At 71.0% G+C, this 17,158-nt stretch carries 13 protein-coding genes and 1 pseudogene; 2 read left to right on the top strand and 12 right to left on the bottom strand.

Going from position 1 to position 17,158, the window contains the following annotated elements; translation table 11 throughout:
- The first annotated feature begins 20 nt into the window (after positions 1–20).
- Positions 21–1,451 carry a sulfatase gene (locus NF20_RS24240; RefSeq protein ID WP_003879192.1) on the top strand — a complete coding sequence of 477 codons (1,431 nt, stop codon included), beginning with the start codon at positions 21–23 and terminating at the stop codon, positions 1,449–1,451.
- Between the two features lie 169 nt (positions 1,452–1,620).
- On the opposite strand, the gene NF20_RS24235 is transcribed toward NF20_RS24240, so the two are convergent.
- Complete coding sequence (locus NF20_RS24235; RefSeq protein ID WP_011726292.1) at positions 1,621–2,403, bottom strand: trans-aconitate 2-methyltransferase; 783 nt, start codon at positions 2,401–2,403, stop codon at positions 1,621–1,623.
- A 169-nt stretch (positions 2,404–2,572) separates the two neighbouring features.
- Here NF20_RS24235 and NF20_RS24230 point away from each other — a divergent pair, with 169 nt between their 5' ends.
- Positions 2,573–3,772: an alpha/beta hydrolase family protein gene (locus NF20_RS24230; protein ID WP_019733755.1), complete on the top strand. Its 1,200-nt coding sequence runs from the start codon at positions 2,573–2,575 to the stop codon at positions 3,770–3,772.
- Here the strand turns inward: NF20_RS24230 and eccE are convergent.
- The 11 genes and pseudogenes from eccE to eccA3 all read right to left on the bottom strand — a co-directional run.
- Positions 3,762–4,754, bottom strand: a complete 993-nt coding sequence (gene eccE, locus NF20_RS24225) for a type VII secretion protein EccE (RefSeq protein ID WP_019733754.1) — start codon at positions 4,752–4,754, stop codon at positions 3,762–3,764. The genes NF20_RS24230 and eccE overlap by 11 nt on opposite strands.
- On the bottom strand, positions 4,751–6,157 hold the full coding sequence (mycP3, locus tag NF20_RS24220) for a type VII secretion system ESX-3 serine protease mycosin MycP3 (RefSeq protein ID WP_033711183.1): 1,407 nt from the start codon (positions 6,155–6,157) through the stop codon (positions 4,751–4,753). Before mycP3 ends, eccE begins: the two co-directional genes overlap by 4 nt.
- Positions 6,154–7,578 carry a type VII secretion integral membrane protein EccD gene (gene eccD, locus NF20_RS24215; protein ID WP_003879188.1) on the bottom strand — a complete coding sequence of 475 codons (1,425 nt, stop codon included), beginning with the start codon at positions 7,576–7,578 and terminating at the stop codon, positions 6,154–6,156. The genes mycP3 and eccD overlap by 4 nt, the downstream gene beginning before the upstream one ends.
- 79 nt (positions 7,579–7,657) lie before the next feature.
- Positions 7,658–8,539 carry an ESX secretion-associated protein EspG gene (locus tag NF20_RS24210; RefSeq protein ID WP_019734159.1) on the bottom strand — a complete coding sequence of 294 codons (882 nt, stop codon included), beginning with the start codon at positions 8,537–8,539 and terminating at the stop codon, positions 7,658–7,660.
- A gap of 20 nt (positions 8,540–8,559) precedes the next feature.
- A complete protein-coding gene (locus tag NF20_RS24205; protein WP_003879185.1) occupies positions 8,560–8,850 on the bottom strand; it encodes a WXG100 family type VII secretion target in 291 nt (96 codons plus the stop codon).
- A 40-nt stretch (positions 8,851–8,890) separates the two neighbouring features.
- Positions 8,891–9,184, bottom strand: a complete 294-nt coding sequence (locus NF20_RS24200; protein ID WP_003873939.1) for a WXG100 family type VII secretion target — start codon at positions 9,182–9,184, stop codon at positions 8,891–8,893.
- A 63-nt stretch (positions 9,185–9,247) separates the two neighbouring features.
- On the bottom strand, positions 9,248–10,723 hold the full coding sequence (locus NF20_RS24195; RefSeq protein WP_033717553.1) for a PPE family protein: 1,476 nt from the start codon (positions 10,721–10,723) through the stop codon (positions 9,248–9,250).
- A 3-nt stretch (positions 10,724–10,726) separates the two neighbouring features.
- Entirely contained in the window at positions 10,727–11,035 is a 309-nt protein-coding gene (locus NF20_RS24190) for a PE family protein (RefSeq protein WP_011726300.1), read from the bottom strand.
- 2 nt (positions 11,036–11,037) lie between these two features.
- A complete protein-coding gene (locus tag NF20_RS24185) occupies positions 11,038–15,003 on the bottom strand; it encodes a type VII secretion protein EccC (RefSeq protein WP_023866890.1) in 3,966 nt (1,321 codons plus the stop codon).
- Positions 15,000–16,634 (bottom strand): type VII secretion protein EccB, encoded by a 1,635-nt coding sequence (gene eccB / locus NF20_RS24180; RefSeq protein ID WP_011726301.1) that lies wholly within the window; start codon positions 16,632–16,634, stop codon positions 15,000–15,002. The genes NF20_RS24185 and eccB overlap by 4 nt, the downstream gene beginning before the upstream one ends.
- A pseudogene (gene eccA3 / locus NF20_RS24175) lies at positions 16,631–17,158 on the bottom strand (type VII secretion system ESX-3 AAA family ATPase EccA3); the annotation flags it as partial. The gene eccB and the pseudogene eccA3, both read right to left, overlap by 4 nt.

The following is a 17,158-nucleotide window of genomic DNA, read 5'->3' as shown; positions in this document are numbered from 1 at the left end:
GTCGCAAGGCAATGTGAGAGGTGACGCAATTGACGCCGGGCGACGCTGGCGACCGCAACGACGCGGGCCGCAAGGACAACGTGCTGATCGTGCACTGGCACGACCTGGGGCGCTACCTGGGCGCCTACGGCCACCGGGACGTGTCCAGCCCGCGCCTGGACCGCCTTGCCGCCGAGGGCATCCTGTTCACCCGGGCGCACGCCACCGCGCCGCTGTGCTCGCCGTCGCGGGGATCGCTGTTCACCGGCCGCTATCCGCAGACCAACGGACTGATCGGGCTGGCCCATCACGGCTGGGAATACCGCAGCGGGATTCGCACCCTGCCCCAGATACTGTCCGAAGCGGGTTGGTACTCGGCGCTTTTCGGCATGCAACACGAGACCTCCTATCCGAAGCGGTTGGGGTTCGACGAGTTCGACGTGTCGAATTCCTATTGTGACTACGTGGCGCAGCGGGCCGACGAGTGGCTGCGGCAGAGCGCTGAAGGTGTTGTGGGGCAACCGTTTCTGCTGACCGCCGGCTTCTTCGAGACGCACCGGCCATATCCGGAGGACCGGTACCCGCCGGCGGACAGCGCCGAGGTGCAACCGCCCGACTACCTCCCGGACACCCCGGAGGTGCGCGGCGACCTGGCCGCCTTCTACGGGGCCATCAGCACGGCCGACGCCGCGGTGGGCCGGCTGCTGGACACGCTGGCCGACACCGGTTTGGACGCCAGCACCTGGGTGGTGTTCTTCACCGATCACGGGCCGGCGTTCCCGCGGGCGAAATCCACGCTGTACGACGCCGGCACCGGCATCGGCATGATCGTCCGGCCGCCCACCGGCCGGGGACTGCCGCCCCGGGTGTACGACGAGTTGTTCAGCGCGGTCGATCTGGTGCCAACCCTGTTGGGGCTGTTGGGAATCAGCGTGCCGCCCGATGTCGACGGCGTGTCGCACGCGTCCGCGCTGCTGCGGCCGGATCCGGATGCTGCGCCGGTGCGCGAGCACGTGTACACGATGAAGACCTACCACGACTCGTTCGATCCGATTCGCGCGATTCGCACCAAGGATTACAGCTACATCGAAAATTACGCGTCGCGGCCGCTGCTGGAACTGCCCTGGGACATCGAGGAGAGCCCGTCCGGGATGGCGGTGGCGCCGTTGGTCACCGCGCCGCGGCCCGAGCGTGAACTCTACGATCTGCGCGCCGACCCCACCGAAATCACCAACCTGCTGGCCGGAGATGACGCCGACGCCGACGAGGTCGCCGCCAATCTTGCTGTGCTGCTGCATGATTGGCGTCAGCGCACCGGGGACGTGATTCCCTCGGAGTTCGCCGGCACCCGCATCGCGGCGCGCTACACCGAAACGTATCTGCAGATTCACCACGGCGCCCGGCCGACCGCCCGCTCGGCCATCGCCGCCGACCGGGGCATCGAGGAGGAGGGCAACCCCGCGCAGCGGTAGTTGCGGTCATCGTGACGCGAAGTCGCCGCCCGGGCCGCGCCCAGTGTGGGGCCTACGCACGTGTCCCGTTCGTTTTTCGTACCTGCCCCACACGCTCGGCGCGGTGCTCGGCGCGCGGGGCCGGCGCGGTGCTCTGCGCGCGGGGCCGACGCGGTGTGGGCGGCGGGAGCTAGGCGGCCGGACGGCCGGAGCCGACCTCGGCGACGATGAAGACCCGCCGGAACGGGAAGATCGTCGTCCCGTCGGCGCGCGGCGGGTAGGCGTCGCGCAGCAGCGGGATCAGCTCCTCGCGGAACTGCTCCCAGGCGTCGTCGTCGAGCCGCTCGCGCACCGGGACCAGCGCAGTGCCGGTGATCCACTCCAGCACCGGATGCTCGCCGGTCAGCTGGTGCAGATAGGTGGTCTCCCAGACGTCGACCTTGCAGCCCGCGTCCAGCAGCATGTTGGCGTAGTGGGTCGGCGGCTGAACCACCGCGCCCACCCGAAAAGGTATGTCGCGCAACAACTTCGCGTACGGCTCCCGACGGGCCAGGGCGCGCACCGCGGCGTAGGACGGGGACTCGAAGTTGCCCGGCATCTGCACCCCGATCCACGACCCGGGCGCCAGCTGCCCGGCCCAGCGCAGCAGCAAGTCGGAGTGTTCGGGCACCCAATGCAGGGCGGCGTTGCTGACCACCACGTCGGTGTCGGGTTTGGGTTTCCAGTTGCGCAGATCGCCGGTGACGGCGTCGATGCCGCGCTCCTTGGCCGCGGCGACCATCTCCGGGGAACTGTCCATCGCCTCGATGACCGCGTCCGGCCAGCGCCGGCCCAGGTACTTGGTCAGGTGGCCCGGCCCGCACCCGAGATCGACGACGCGGCGCGCCCGCTCGGCGCCCACCCGCGACAGCAGATCGTAGAAGGGACGGGCCCGATGGTCGGCAAAGGCCAGGTAGACGTCCGGATCCCACATGTCGGTCCTCCTGATCAACGCGCCGTCGCTAGCCGGCCGATGCACACCGTAGTACCCCAATGGTGCGCCTCGACACCGCCCCTGCGTGGGCCCGAGATGACATCACGGCGAAGCGAAACGGGCCGAACGCTGTAGGAAGCGCGCGACGGCCGGGCTAGCATCGGCGTTCGTGGCGCCCGACTTGGATCCGTTCGACCCGCCCATCCCCGTTCCAGATGTTCCCGGCGCCGATGTACCGCCCGGCGCCGGCGGATTACCCCCCACTTCGGCGTTGTCGCCTCGTCAGCGAATGGTAGTCGAGGCCTCGGCCCTGGGCGATCTGGCCCTGCGCACCTGGGTGGCCTCGCTGCTGTCCACCACGGTGGCGCCGTTCGTGGTCGCCAACGCGCTGCGGCACGCCGACGCCGCCACCGAACGCGCCAACCTCGAGTTCTACGCTGAGCTGGGCGCGGCGGCCGACCCCGACCGGTCCTTTCCGCCGCCCACCGAACCGCCCCGGGTCACCTCCCGACGGGCCAGCCCGTTGGCCGAATGGGTGGCCCGCGGCACGGTGGACAACCTCGCGTTCGACAGCAGCTTCACCGCGGTCAACCCGGCCATGCGGGCGCGCTGGAGCAGGTGGGGCCGCAACAACGTAGTGCGCGCGCAGCATTGGCGCCACGACGACGGGCCGCGGCCCACGCTGTGCGTCATCCACGGTTTCCTGGGGTCGTCGTATCTGGCCAATGGGCGGTTCTTTTCGTTGCCCTGGTACTACCGGGCCGGCTACGACGTGTTGATGTACACCTTGCCTTTTCACGGCAAGCGGGCCGAAAGGTTCTCGCCCTTCAGCGGTTTCGGCTATTTCGCCGGTGGACTCAGCGGCTTCGCCGAGGCGATGGCCCAGGCCGTGCACGACTTTCGTTCGCTCATCGACTATCTGCGCCACACCGGTGTCGAGCGCATCGCGCTCACCGGCATCTCGCTGGGCGGCTACACCTCGGCCCTGGTGGCCTCGGTGGACGATCGGCTCGAGGCCGTCATCCCCAACTGTCCCGTCGTCACCCCGGCGACGCTGTTCGACGAATGGTTCCCGGCCAACAAGCTGGTCGGGCTGGGCCTGCGATCGTCCGACATCAGCCGCGCGCAGTTGGCCGCCGGGTTGGCTTACCACTGCCCGCTCACCTACCGGCCGGTGCTGGCCAAAGACCGGCGGATGATCATCACCGGCCTCGGTGACCGGATGGCCCCGCCCGAGCACGCCGTCAAGCTATGGCAGCACTGGGATCGTTGTGCGCTGCACTGGTTTCCGGGCAGCCACGTGCTGCACATCAGCCAGCTGGACTACCTGCGCCGGATGACCGCGTTCCTGCAGCAGGTCATGTTCTAGCGGCGGCGACGGTGTCGGCGTCACCGGCCGGCGCACCCTGGGTGGGCCAGTGCAGCCGGTCGAGCAGGTCCGCGGGCGCCGCGGTGTGCCCGTCCAGCCGCCCGGTCGACAACAGGTCCAGGGCGGTCAGCGCGGGCAGATGGTTGCCGCGTTGCGGGATCAGCCCGGCCAGCGGCGCCCCGCGGTCCGGGGCGGTGTCGGTCTGGAACGCGCATGCCACGGCGATCGTCGGCGCCGCCTTGTCCCCGGCGATCTCCAGCGCGACGCAGCTTTCGCGCGCCGGGTACGAGCGGATCGCCTCCAACGTCTCCGGCAGCGACTCGTCCACCGGGATCTGGTATGCGGCAAGGTAATCCGACGGGCCGCGCTGCACCCCGCGCCATCTCTCGCGCGGGTTGGACGTCAACAGGCGGGGGACGTCGTCGGGCGGGACAACACCGGCCTCCCAGCCGGTCTCCCGCAGGTGGTCGGCCAGCCGGCGGGCGGCGACCTGCGCGGTCTCGGCCAACGGGATGCGCGGCGAGCGCGCCTGCAGTGCCGCGAGGTTGTCCGGCGCCGACACGGTGAGCCCGATCCAGGTTTGGCGCCGGGACTCGTCGGAGGCGTTGTCGCGGCTGGTGATTCGGACCTTGTCCGCACGGATGCCGTAGCGGTCCAGGTAGCCGGCGATCAGCGGCAGCGGCAGCGCGTCGGAGCCGTCGGCGGGCGCACCGACGCGGATCAGGACGGTGGTGGCCGGGTCGGGACGCTGCGGGCGCACCGCATTGTGCCGCCCGATGATCGCCAGCCGGCGGCGCAGCAGGGTGGTGAAGTACAGCCCGCCCCACCAACCGAACAGCACGATCAGCACCACGGCCGCGATGCCTAGCAGCCAGTAGTCGCGCGGCGAGTGCCACGGGTAGGCCATCGCCGCGGGCACAACGGCCAACAGCGCCAACGTGATTCGCCCGCTTCCGGGCGTCGGTATCCGATGCTTGCTCACGCGCTGGGGTCCTTTCGTCGGCGTGCCGCGAGGGCGGTGACCGCGCCGGCCACCGCGACCAGCACGGCCAGGGCGGCGGTGCCGGCCACCGCCACGGTGCGGGGTGTGGTGTCCGGGGGCGCCGGCGCGGGCGGCACGGCGATCGGCTTGGCCGCCGGGCCCGGCTGATCGCCGGCGGGCAGTTGCCAGGTCAGCGCCGCCACCGGGTCCACGCTGCCCGCGCCCACCACGTTGGACGGGTCGCGGGCGCCGTTGTGCGCGGTTGCGGTGATCCGATGCACCACCGCGGTGGCGGACAGGTCGGGGTACTTGCTGCGCACCAGCGCGGCGACGCCCGCGACGTAACCGGCCGCGTAGCCGGTGCCGTTGAGGGCGGCCAGCTGCTGGTGTTCGTCGGGCAGGCCGTTGGTCAGGCCGGCGCCGTCGCCGTTGCCGATCGACACGATGCGTTCGCCGGGCGCCGCAACCCCCACCCACGGGCCGGCCACGGTGAACTTCGACGGTTGACCGTCCGGGGTCAGCGAGGCCACCGACAGCACGTAGGGCTGCCACCACGACGGGATGGACAGCGAGGTGACGCCGGCCCAATTGCGTGGATCGCTCGGGCGGCTCAGGTCGGTGAGCGGATTGGACTCACACGACGTTCCGCCGGCGAACGATCCGGTCGGCCCGCTGTCGCCGGCGGCGGCGACGATCACCGCGTCCTTGTCCACGGCCGCATAGCGCACGGCGGCGCCCAGGGCGGCCTGGTCGACGGGGCGGTCCACCGGCAGGCAGGTGGCCGAGCCGACGTCGATCACCCGGGCGCCCAGGTCGGCCGCGTGCACGATCGCGCGGGCGAGCGTGCCGACCTCCGCGGCCGCCCGCGCCAGCAGCGGATCGCCGCCCGGGGTGCGCGGCGAGAACTTGGCCGAGGTGGTCCTGATCGACACCACGCGCGCCGCGGGGGCGACGCCGGCGAACCCGTCGTCGGGCGACGGCTGGCCCGCGACGAGGCCGGCCAGCAGCGTCCCGTGCCCGTCGCAGTCGGTCAGGCCGTCGGTGGTCTCGACGAAATCGCCGCCCGGTTCGACGTTGGGTAGCCGCGGGCCGGGCCGCACCCCGGTGTCCAGCACCGCGACCAGCTGACCGTCACCGCGGGAAAACCGCCATGCCGCAGGAAGATTCAGCGCCGACTGGCTGGGTGTGACGGCGGCCGGCTCGCTGCCCGGGATCACCCCGGAGGTGGTACAAGGTGCGCGCTGCTCCATCGGCTGCCCCGGGCCGGGCGCCCCGCTCGGTGGCGGGACCCCCGGATCGACCGTCGGCGGGCTGATCGCGAGGGCCGGCGGACTCGCCCACGTCGCGGTGGCGGGCAACAACGCCAACACCGCCGCGAGGCAGGCCGATGCCGGCCGAATCATCGATCGAGCACCCAGCCGAACAGGCCGACCACGAACGCCATGACCGGGATCAGCGACGCATCGAGCCCGGTCGCGACGAAGCCGACCAACCGGCGCACCGGCAGCGAATAGCTTTCCGGTGCGGCGATACCCGGGTTCAGGGCCACCACGATCCACACCGCCACCAGCGCCAGCAGCACCAGCACCGCACCGAGGGCGCCCGCATACCGGCCGGTCGCGGTGTAGAGCACCAGCAGCACACCGGCGGCCAGGTACGGCTGGGCGAGCAGCCACGCCTTGCACGCGGCCGAGTCCCACACCCGGGCGCGCAGCACCGACGTCGCCGCCGTCGCCCCCACCACGTACCAGCCTGCGGCACTGAGTGTTTCGGGCCGCAGCGCGATCGCCACCGAGCCCAGCACGCTGAGCAGCACCGCGGCGGCGATGAACCCGCTCTGGTGGGCGTCGCCGATCCGCACGCGCCGCGGCAGGTCCTCGAGCACCGGCAACGGCGGCGCCGACGGCGTGGGGTCGCCCGGCGCCGGAATGACCGGCAGCGGGAAGCGGGCCCACAGCGCGGACAGCGGCGCGGCTTCCACGGTGACCAGAAGCGCGGCCACGATCAGGCCGCAGCCGAGCGCGACGGGCGTGATGTGCCAGAGCAATTCGGCGCCCGCGGCCAGCAGCACCGCGGCGCCCAGCACCGCCGTCGCGGTGAAGAAGCCGGCGAGGCGTTCCCGCTCGGCGCTGGGCGCCATCAGGGCGATCAGCGACCAGGCGGTGACACCCGCCGCGGCCAGCATCACCTGCGCGGGACCGAACCGGCCCGGCACCGCCAGCGCCAGCGCCGCGCCGATGGGCACCAGCGCCGCGATCGAGAGCGCCATCCCGGTGCGCGGCGAGCGGGCGGTGGCCAGCAGGCCGACTATCGCGGTCAGTGCCGCCACCGCGCTGACCGCGACCAGCCCGGCCAGCGCCCCGGTGGCGACCCGGTAGCTGACCGACAGTCCGGTCGCCAGTAGGGCCACCGCGATCACCGCGGCCAGCGCGAAACGCTGGATATGCGTTGTGCCCCAAGGCCGTAGTCGCGAGGTGGAGAAGATCATGGCCGCGTCGGCGATGTCCTCCACGATGCCGGGCGCGGCCGGGCCGGCCGGCACCGGTTGCAGGGCCAGCAGGTCACCGTCGACGACGCCGACGGTGTCCAGGCTGGCGTCCAGGCTGAACGGCGCCCCGCCGATGGGCGCCAGGCTCAGTTGCACCGCCCCGCCGACCTCTGCGGCGCCCCGCGACGGGGCGCCGTCCTCCGAGTCGCCGTTGGCGGCGGCCGGAACCACCAAACGCTGTACGGCGGGCAGGATCTCGCGTAGCGGCAGCTCGGCGGGCAGGGCCATCTCCGTCAGCCTGCTGTCCGCCAGTATTGCCACCCGGACGATCGGCATGACGGTTCCGGACGTCACCGGACCCTCGCAGAATGTTGCGGCCGTTCCTGGAACATCGTGCTCTCTTCTCTATTTCTCTTCAGTGTTGGACAGAAAAATCTCGGGCCAGCCGGTGGCCGGCGAACCATCCGTCGCCCGGCAGCAGCGCGGTCAGGTGTTCGATCGCGACGGCGATCGCGAACGGGGTGCCCGGGCTGAACGTCGACACCCATTCGCCGTCGAACGCGCGGGACGGGCTGACCAACACCCGCCCCTCGCGGGCGTCGACGATGCTCATCCCCACCTCGGTGGTGGAGTGCCGGCCGTCGCGGTGGCAGCCGGCGACGATCTCGACGTAGCTGCGCGGGCCGTTGAACACCGACTCCACCACCGGACGCGCCGACTGCGGAATACCAAGGTAGTCAAGGACTTCGGAAAGCGGAGCACCCGCACGCAGCCGCTCGTCGGCCCGGGCGCCGACCCGGGTGGGCATGCTGAACTCGTCGAAGGAGGCCGGTGCTCGCTGCGCGAGGCCCACGGTGAGCACCGGGACCAGCGCGCGCGGATCGTCGATGTCCATGGCGGTGAACGTGATCAGCTGCGCGCTGCGCAACGCGACCACCGTGATCGACCGGCCGCCCGCGCCGTCGCGCTGCGCGACGATGCCGCGCAGCAGCTCGCTGCCGCCGCCTTCACCGGTGTCCTTGGCGGGGCCGACGTAGCGCAGGTCCAGCCAGCGCTGCGGGAAGCACACCACCTTGATCCACTCGGCGACCGCGGGGTTGATCAGCCCGGCGTCGGACACCAGGCCCATCTCGCTCAGCTCCGCGCGCTGACGGTCGAGGAACGCGTTGCGTTCCGCCGCATCGCGGTACGGGCAGGTGATCGCCAACACCCAGGGAAAGCTTCCTGCCCCAGTGGTTTCCGCGATGAACCAGGCGTGATCGACCGTCAGCTCGACGGCGTTGGGTGCTGGGTCCATCAGGTCAGTTCAGCCACGAACTAGCCGCCCCATTTGGCGGCTTCGGCCTGGTCGCGGGCCAACATGGACATGGTGTTGGCCTCGTGGGTGCTGGCCATCGACTGGTAGGCGCGCACCAGGCTCTCCATGGCCTCGTTCCACTGCGCCTGCCACACCTGGTAGGTCATCCCGGTGTCACCCTGCCAGGCGTTGGACAGGGTGGCCTGCTCGCTGGCGATGTCGGCGCCCAGGCCCTGCATCGTGCCGGCATAGCCCGACATGTCGGCGGCGTGGCTCAGCATCGCCGGGTAGTTGTACATGATCTGTGACATCACAAGTCCTTTCGCTGTCGGCGTCTCGAAAACGGCTGGGTCAGAACGCGGTGTAGCCGGACGCGGCCGCGGCGTCGGCGGCCACGTAGGTGCCGGCGGCGTCGCCGAGGTTGGCCTGGGCGATGTCCAGCAGGGTGTTGACCCGGGCGGCGACTTCCACGAAGCGGGCGTGCGCGGCCTGGAATGCCGCCGAGGACTCGCCCTGGTGGAACGCCTGGGCCGAGACCGCTTCCTGCTCGGCCTGGCTGATCGTGCTGCGCATCAGCGCCGCCTTGGCGCTGAACGCCGATTGTGCGGCTACCAACTGCGGAATGTGAGCGTCCAACATACTCATGGTGCTTCCTTTCTGTTGCGTCCGTTGGGGTTTCGGTGATTCACCTGCATCTGGCTGACTGCCTTACCCCCCTTTCCCCGGCTCGGTCGGATGAGCTCCGTTCTGTGTGTCCTGCTCCCAGGTGCCGGGCACCATGGGCATCCGTGGGCTGCCGCCGAAGTCGTCGTCGGCCAGCTTGGTCAGTCCGGCCGCTTGAAAGGCCTTGCGCCGCTGCTGGGTTCCGGCGAACCCGAGCGTCCCGGCGCCCTGCCCGGAGGCCACCGCCGCGGCCAGCTCCTCCTCGGCGCCGTAATCCGGGGGGACACCGAAACCGGAGTCCATGTCCAGGAATTCGTCGCTGTAGTCGTGCAGCGCGGCCCGCCGCCGGCGTCGCGCTCGTGCCTCGGCGCGGGCCGGCGCGGCCGCACCGGCCGCGGGGATGGTCGCCGCCGGGGCCTTGGCCCCGCCGCGCCCGCTCAGGGTGGGGCCCACTCCGGTGTCCGGGTCGCCGCCGAAGGCGACCAGATAGGCGAAGTTCCCCGCCGCGGCGGCGGCGCGGGGGCGGCCGCCGCCGGAGCCGCGGCGACCGTGCTGGCCGGGCTCCGGCGGGGTGGCGACGCTCGGGGCCAGCGCCACCGCCGCCGGCAACGTGGGCGGCTTGTTCGACGCCAGCACCGGGGTGATCGCGGCGGGGGCGGCGACGGGCGCGATCTCGGCGGGCGCGGCCAGCAGCGAGCTCAGGCCGATGCCCAGCAGCAGCGGCAGCAGGAACGGCGCGGTCAGGATCGCACCCCAGGTCGGCCAGCCCACCGCGTTGAAGAACACCTGGTAGGCGACGAAGAACAGCAGGGGTCCGTTGGCCGCCAGGAACGCCGGCAGATTCGCCCAGAAGTCCTGCAGCATCTTCTGGATGTTCTGGAAGAACTGGGACAGCTGCTGGATGAAGTTCTGCCACCAATCCCCGGAGCTGTTCTGGGCCGCGTTGGCCGCGAGGTTGTTGGCTTCCCCGCCGGGTTTGACGATGGACGGCGCCGGGGCGGTGCGCGGCGCCGCGGCCAGCGCCGAGCCGGCGACGGCCTGATAGGTGCCCATCGTGGTGGCCGCCTGCACCCACATCCGGGCGTAGTCGGCTTCGTTCACGGCGATCGGAATGGTGTTGATGCCAAAGAAATTCGTCGCCAGCAGCACCCCGTGGATGGTGTGGTTGGCGGCCAGTTCGGCCAGCGTCGGCATGGCCGCCAGCGCGGTCGTGTAGGCCGTCGCGGCGACCTCCTGTTGCGCCGCGGCCCCCGCGCTGTCGGCGCTGGCCTGCTGCAGCCACGCCAGATACGGCAGGTGGGCCGCCGCGTACTGCGCGGCACTCTCCCCTTCCCAGGACCCGGCCTGCGCCTCGCCCAGCAGTGCGCTGAGTTCGGCTGCCGCCGTGGCGTATTGGGCGCTCAGCGAGGTCCAGGCACCGGCGGCCGCCAGCAGCGGCCCCGGGCCCGGACCGGCGCTGAGCAACGCCGAATGCACCTCGGGCGGCGAAGCCATCCAGATCGGTCCGAACGGGGAGGTCATGTGTCAGGCGCCCGCGATCCCGAACGTCGCAGCGGCCGCCGTGTCGCCGGCGAGATAGCTCGCGCCGGCCTCGCCGACACCGACCCCGGCCCGGCCCAGCTCCTCCACGCCCTGGGCCGCCACGGCCGAGTGCTCCTGGCCCTGGGCGCTGAAACCCAGTGCGGTTTGCAGGGATACCGGGTCGGCCGCCGGCGGCACCACCGCCGTGATCGCCGGCGCCGCCGCCGCGTGCGCGGCCGCCAGCCGCGCCGTCAGCGCCTCCACCGCCGCACTGGTGGCGGCCAGGCCTTCGGGGACCACTCGCAGTGTCATCTCTACTCCTCCCGTTGCGCTTCACTTGCCATGACGGATTCCCCGGCCAGGGGGTTGACCAACTGCACGTATGTCGGAGCGTCGCTGTCGCCCAACAGGATTGCCCGTCCGGCGGGCAACCGGCCGAATCGCTGGCCCCGGATCTTGCCGCTGTCTTGCGGGTTGCCCGCCAGCATCAGCGTGGTCGCCTGCAGGTCGTTGAACCGGCGCAGCAGCGGGTTGGTCATCAGCGCGTGCCCCGAGCCGGTGGCGCGCGCGGTGACGATCACCCGCAACCCCAGATCGGCGGCCTGCGACAGCAATCCGATCAGCGGGGTCCACGGGCGCTGCCCGACGTAGGGCCCGCTCATCGCCGGTGAGTCCGGGATCTGGTCGACGTCGTCGATGATCAGGTAGTGGGTGTGGCCCGCGTAGGTCCAGCGGGACAGCTCCTGCGGCGACAGGCCGGCCGGTGGCCGGCGCGATTCGATCAGGTTGGCCAGCCCCAGCATCGCCGGGATGATGCGGTCGATGTTGGCGGTGTATTCGTTGTCGGCGAACAGCGGTTCGTCGACCAGGTGCAGCCGCCGGTCCAGCACGGTGAAGGCCACCTGGTCGGGCGAGGAGTGTTCGCGCACGGTGCGAATGAGGTGGCGCAGCAACGTGGTCTTGCCCGTCTTGCTGTCGCCGAACACCATCAGCAGCGGGTTGTCGGCGAAGTTGAGCACCACCGGCGCCAGGTCCTCCTCGCGCTGCCCGATGACCACCTGCTCCGGCCCGCGGTACAGCGCCCCGACGGCGTGCGGGGCCAGGTTGGTGGGCAGCAGCCGCACCGGCGGCGCGGCCATGCCCGGGTAGCGGTCGTTGATCGCGGCGATCTGGTCGAGTTCCGGGGCGGCGAACAGGAAATGCTCTGCGGCCATGGTCAATCCGCGACCGGGCTGGTCGTGCGGCACCGCCTCGGCGGGGCGGCGCAGGGCGCCGACCACCCGGACGTTGCTGTCCCGCGGGTCGTGCAACTTCAGTTCCAGCCGCAACCCGAGGCCGTCCCGCATGGCCAGCGGCACCTCCAGCCAGCTCGGGGTGGTGATCACGACGTGGATGCCGTACGCCAGGCCGATGTTGACCAGCTCACTGACCTTGGCCAGCAACGGGTTTCGCGTGTTGAACTGGTCGGTGTTGTCGCGGCCGAACGCGTACAGGTTGTCGATGACCAGGAACACCTCGCCGAACCCGTCGTCGGGCACCCCACCGCGGGAGTCCCGGAACGCCTCGCGGCGCTGCCGCGACAACAGCAGCTGCTCGAGCTCGCCGAAGGTGCGCCGGATGCGTTCGGGTTCCAGCGCCGAGGCCACGCTGCCAACGTGCGCCAGATCTTCGAGCGCACGCAGTTTCCCGCCGCCGTAGTCCAGGCAGTAGAAGGTGACCTCGCGCGGCGAGTGCAGGCTGGCCGCGGACAGGATGAAGGTCTGCAGCGCGGTCGACTTCCCCGACTTGGGGCCACCGTGGATGACCATGTTGCCGGCCGCGGACGCGGCGTCGAAGATCAGCGGGTCGCGGCGCATGTCGAAGGGCTTGTCGATCTCGCCGAGCGGCCACTGCCACTGCCGCGGCGGCACGCCGGCGCGGGCCAGCATGGCGCTCAATGGGATCGGCTCGTCCAGCGGCGGCAGCCACAGCTGCGGTGCGCGCGGACCGTAGCGGGCCAGCTGCTCGCCGATGGTGGCGATCAGCTTGCGCGGCGGCCCGGTCAGTTCGTCTTCCTCGGGCGCACTGATCACGGTGTCGTGATCGGGTTCGACCCGCCCGGCGGTGAACAGCTTGGGCTCTGGGATAGACGGCACCACAAAGGATTTGGCCTTCTGCGGCGGCTCGTAGATGCCGTCGACGTAGGTGCTGCGGAACTTGATCGGGGTGGCGCCGGGGGCGGGCACCAAAAAGCCCACGCCCTTGTGCTCCTTGCCGGATTCGATGTGGTAGGCGTCCTCCACGCCGATGATCTGCCGGGACACGCTGGGGCTGGCCACCTTCAGCCCGATGCGGTAGGAGGTGTTCTTGTCGATGTCCTTGATCTTGCCGACGTCCAGGGTCTGGGACGCGAACAGGATGTGGATGCGGAACGAGCGGCCCTTGCGCGCGACGTAGTCGAACAGCTCCGCGTACTCGGGGTGGTCGGCCAGCATCAGGGTGAATTCGTCGGCCACCACGAACAGCGTGGGGATCGGCGGCAGGTCGTGTCCCGCAGCGATGGCGGCCTCGTACTCGACCACCGAGTTGAACGCGCTGCCCTGCACCCGGCGGCCGGCTTCGCGCAGCAGGTTCTCCCGCCGGGCCACCTCGCCGCGCAGCGTGTCGGCGAACCGGTCGGCCAGCGACTTCTTCTCGGCCATGTTGGAGATGACGGCGACCACCTGCGGGAAGTTGCGGAAGCTGTCCGCGCCGGCCTCGCCCTTGAAGTCGGCGTAGATGACGATCAGCCGGTCGGCCGAGTGAGTTGTCAACAGCGACAAAAGGATCGACATCAGGGTCTGCGACTTGCCCGAACCGGTCATGCCGATCATCAGCCCGTGCGGGCCCATGCCGCCCTCGGCTTCGTCCTTGAGGTCGAAGATCAGCGGCTCACCGGTGGCGGTGACGCCGATCGGGACGCGCAACTCGTCCTCGCGGCGGCGCGGCGCCCACAGCGTGGGCACATCCAGCTGGGAGGCATCCGGGATGCCCAGCAGGGTGGTGAAGGTGGCGCCGCGGGTGGCCGCCGAGCGCAGCCCGGTGTGCGTCGGGTTGGAGTCCCAGCGCGACAGCTGGCGCGCCAGGTGGGCGGCCTCGTCGGTGCCCAGCTGGTCGGCGTGGTCGATGTAGGGCTGCCAGCCGCCGGTCTGCCAGCGTTGGATGGCGCCCTGCGCCACGCGCAGGATCGGCTTCTCTGGATCCGAATACTGTTCGCGGTGCGGCGCTGTCGCGCTGCGGTGCACCACGGTGACACCGGCCCGGCCGACCGCCAGCGCCGAGGCGTTCAGGTCGTAGTCCGGGTCGTCGACGACGATCAGCAGGTGCCGCAGCGCGTCGGCCGCCTCGCCGGTGAAGGCCGGCCGGTCCAGCAGCGCCGGGCCGAGCTTCGCGACCAGTTCGTCGACGTTGCCGGCCATGAAACGAGCCGGCCCCACCCCGTCGAGCTCACCGGGAATGTCGATGTGCGGCAACCACTTCAGCCAGGACCACTCCGGGCCTTCCAGATCGGGTGTCGCCAGGGCGATCCCGAGCACCGTCGGGTCGTGCCAGGTGACCGCCTGAGCGATCCAGGCCCGCATCGCGGCGCGCGCCTCGTCTTGCGAACCCAGCACCGTGATCCGGGAGACCTTGGCCAGATCGATTCCGGTCGGCACGTCGCGCACCGTGCGATGGGTGTCGAGCAGGCTGCGTAATGCGCTGTGCGACACCGGTTCCAGATCGATCTCGTCGGCGATGTCGTTGACCCGCAGCGTGGTGGCCAGCGGCACGTGGTGGCGGCCCGCGCGCAGCACCAGGAAGTCCGGGTCGTGCGGGTCGCGCTCCCACTGGCGGCGCGATCCGGGCACCGTGGCCAGTGCGCTGGGCTCGGGATGCGACCACTGCGCGGCGGCGCGCTGGGCGGCGGCCTGGGTGCGGATGTTGTCCCGGACCACCGACAGGTAACGCAGGTAATCGGCGCGTTCGGCGTCGACCTCCTCGGTGCGCGTCTTGTTGTCATTGCCGCGGTACATCGCGGTCGCGGCCAGCAACAGCACGAACGGGAAGAACAGCGTCTGCGGCGAGATCAGCCGCATCCCGGTGGCGAACAGCGCGACGATCATGCCGACGATCAGGATCACCAGCACGTAGGGCATCGCCCGGCGCAGGAACGACGGCGGGATCACCCGGGGCAGCTCGGGCGGCGGCTCGATGACGATGGTGCCCTTGCGGGCGACCGGGGGCGCCAGCCGGCGGCGCGCTTCGAAGATCAGTCGGCTCATCGGGGGGCTCCCTCGGCTTGCGGTGCGGCGGCAGCCACGCGGCCGGGCGCCTGGTCGGGCGGCAGCCCGTCGTGTGCCAGCAGCGCGTCGGCGCGCGACAACGTCGGACCCTTGGCGAACAACGACAGCACCGACCACGGGATGGGCAGCGGCGAGCCGCTAAGGCCAAGGGCCTCAACCGTTTTGCCGTGCCCGGCGGCCGAGTGCTCGGCCTCGTTGTCGATGCCGTAGCGGACCCCGGTGTCCGACACCCAGAACAGCGATCCGGCACCCGGCGAGCCCGCGCCGCCGCTGGCGGTCTGGGTGAAGTAGCCGGTGCCCGGCGGCAACGCGACCCGGGTGGCCACCGGCCCGTTCTGCGGGGAGCCGCCGCCCACCAGGTCGACGGGGCGAATCGATTCGGCGATCGGCAGCGCCGAGCCGGACAACAGGTTCAGCGAGCTGGTGGCCGCACCGGCGGGCTTGCTCCAATATGCGCATGTGACAGGCGATTTGGCGGTGTCCACCAGGCTGACGTGTTGGTCCGGGTAGCGCGCGGTGTCCAGCATCCGCGACACCGGCAGCTTGGCCACCGCGTCGGCGCCCAGCCGCGGCGGTTGGTCCAGCCCATAGGAATTGGTGTTGCGCAGGATCGCCGCCAGCACCGGTGAGATCTGCTGCAGGCCGTCGGGCAGCACCGCGTAGTAGCGCGGCGCCCCCGAGGAGCTTTGATCCAGGGTGTAGGAGACCACCACGGCCCCGATCGGGGCCGGCACCGCGAACGGCGCCGGGGCGCCGGCGTTCGGGATGCCCGGCGCGGACAACGACGGCGCCTCGGGTATCGCGTTGAACAGACCGAGCGCGATGGGCCGGGGCGCGGGCAGCTCGGAGTTGTTCTCGGTCAGGCCGAGCGCGTTGGTGACGGCGTGGTCGGCCAGGTTGATCTGCGAGCGCCGGCCGTTCCACAGCAGCCAGGTGCCGCCGTCCCGCTCGGCCAGGATCGCCTGCTGCGACGGCAGCGCGGCGGCGCGGGCGCCGCTGCTGTCCGGCCGGCCCGCGATCACGGTGACACCGGTGCTGTGCGCGCCGTGCCCGCCCGGGGCGGGCTCGCTGACCGAGTCGCACACCGTCCAGTTCGCGTCGGTGGACGGGTTTTGCACCATCCGCTCCGGGGCGCCGGGGATGCCGAGCAGGTTGCCGCGCGGAAACCGATCCAGCTCAGCGCTTTTCACGGTGGTGGGGTTGACCGGCTTGCCCACGATCAGCCGGGCGGAGGTCAGGTTGAGCACCGGGTGCAGGTCGTCGCCGACCCGGACGTACAGCGCAGCCGTGGACCGGTCGGCCAGCACGGCGTTGGTCCCGGCGGTGCCGTTGGGCCGGATCAGCGAGAACACGAAGCAGCCGGCCAGCCCGGTGACCAGCAGGACCGCGCCCATCGCGACGGCGCGCGACTGGGTGCGCAGCGGGTCGACCAGCATCCGGGTGTCGTGCAGCGCGATACCGGAAGCGATGCGGCGCATCACGAATCGCCAGCCGCTGACCTGGTGCCGGGTGACGAAGCCGCGCCGGTACTGCACCTGGTCGGGGTTGTCGTTGACCGGGGTGCGCGAGGTGAACGAACGCCGGTCGTCGGGATCGTTGTTGGCGGTCATGCCGGCACCGACAGGCCAAGGCCGCGCAGCAGCGGCTCAACCGACCGTGCGACGTCGTCGTCGGTGATCGTCATCAGCTCCTCGTCAGTGAATTCGCCGGTTCCGGCGTGCTCGGAATGGTCGAGCCGGAACTCCCGTTCCTCTTCGGCGCGCTCGACGATGTTCCGGACGAATCGGCCGTTACCGGCGATGTCCAGGTTGCGGCGCGAGATCCCGTTGGCGTCCGGGGTCGATTCGCGGGCCAGCTTGGTGAACAACTCCTCCATGTGGTCCAGCGCGGCCTGTTCGAAGACGCTGTCGCGTTGTTCGGCCATCTTGGTGGCGATCTCGACCAGCTCCGACGGCGCGTACGACGGGAAGTCGATGTTGCGGGTGAACCGGGAACGCAAGCCCTCGTTGGTGTCCAGGAACTTGTCCAGGTCGGCCCGGTACCCGGCGATGATGACCACCAGGCGGTCGCGGTCGTTCTCCATCCTGGCCAGCAGGGTGTCGATGGCGACCAGCCCGAAGTCGTTCTTGGCGCC

It is taken from the genome of Mycobacterium sp. MAC_080597_8934 (assembly GCF_000523975.1).
Lineage (GTDB): Bacteria > Actinomycetota > Actinomycetes > Mycobacteriales > Mycobacteriaceae > Mycobacterium > Mycobacterium avium.
This window is presented reverse-complemented; position numbering and strand designations above follow the sequence as displayed.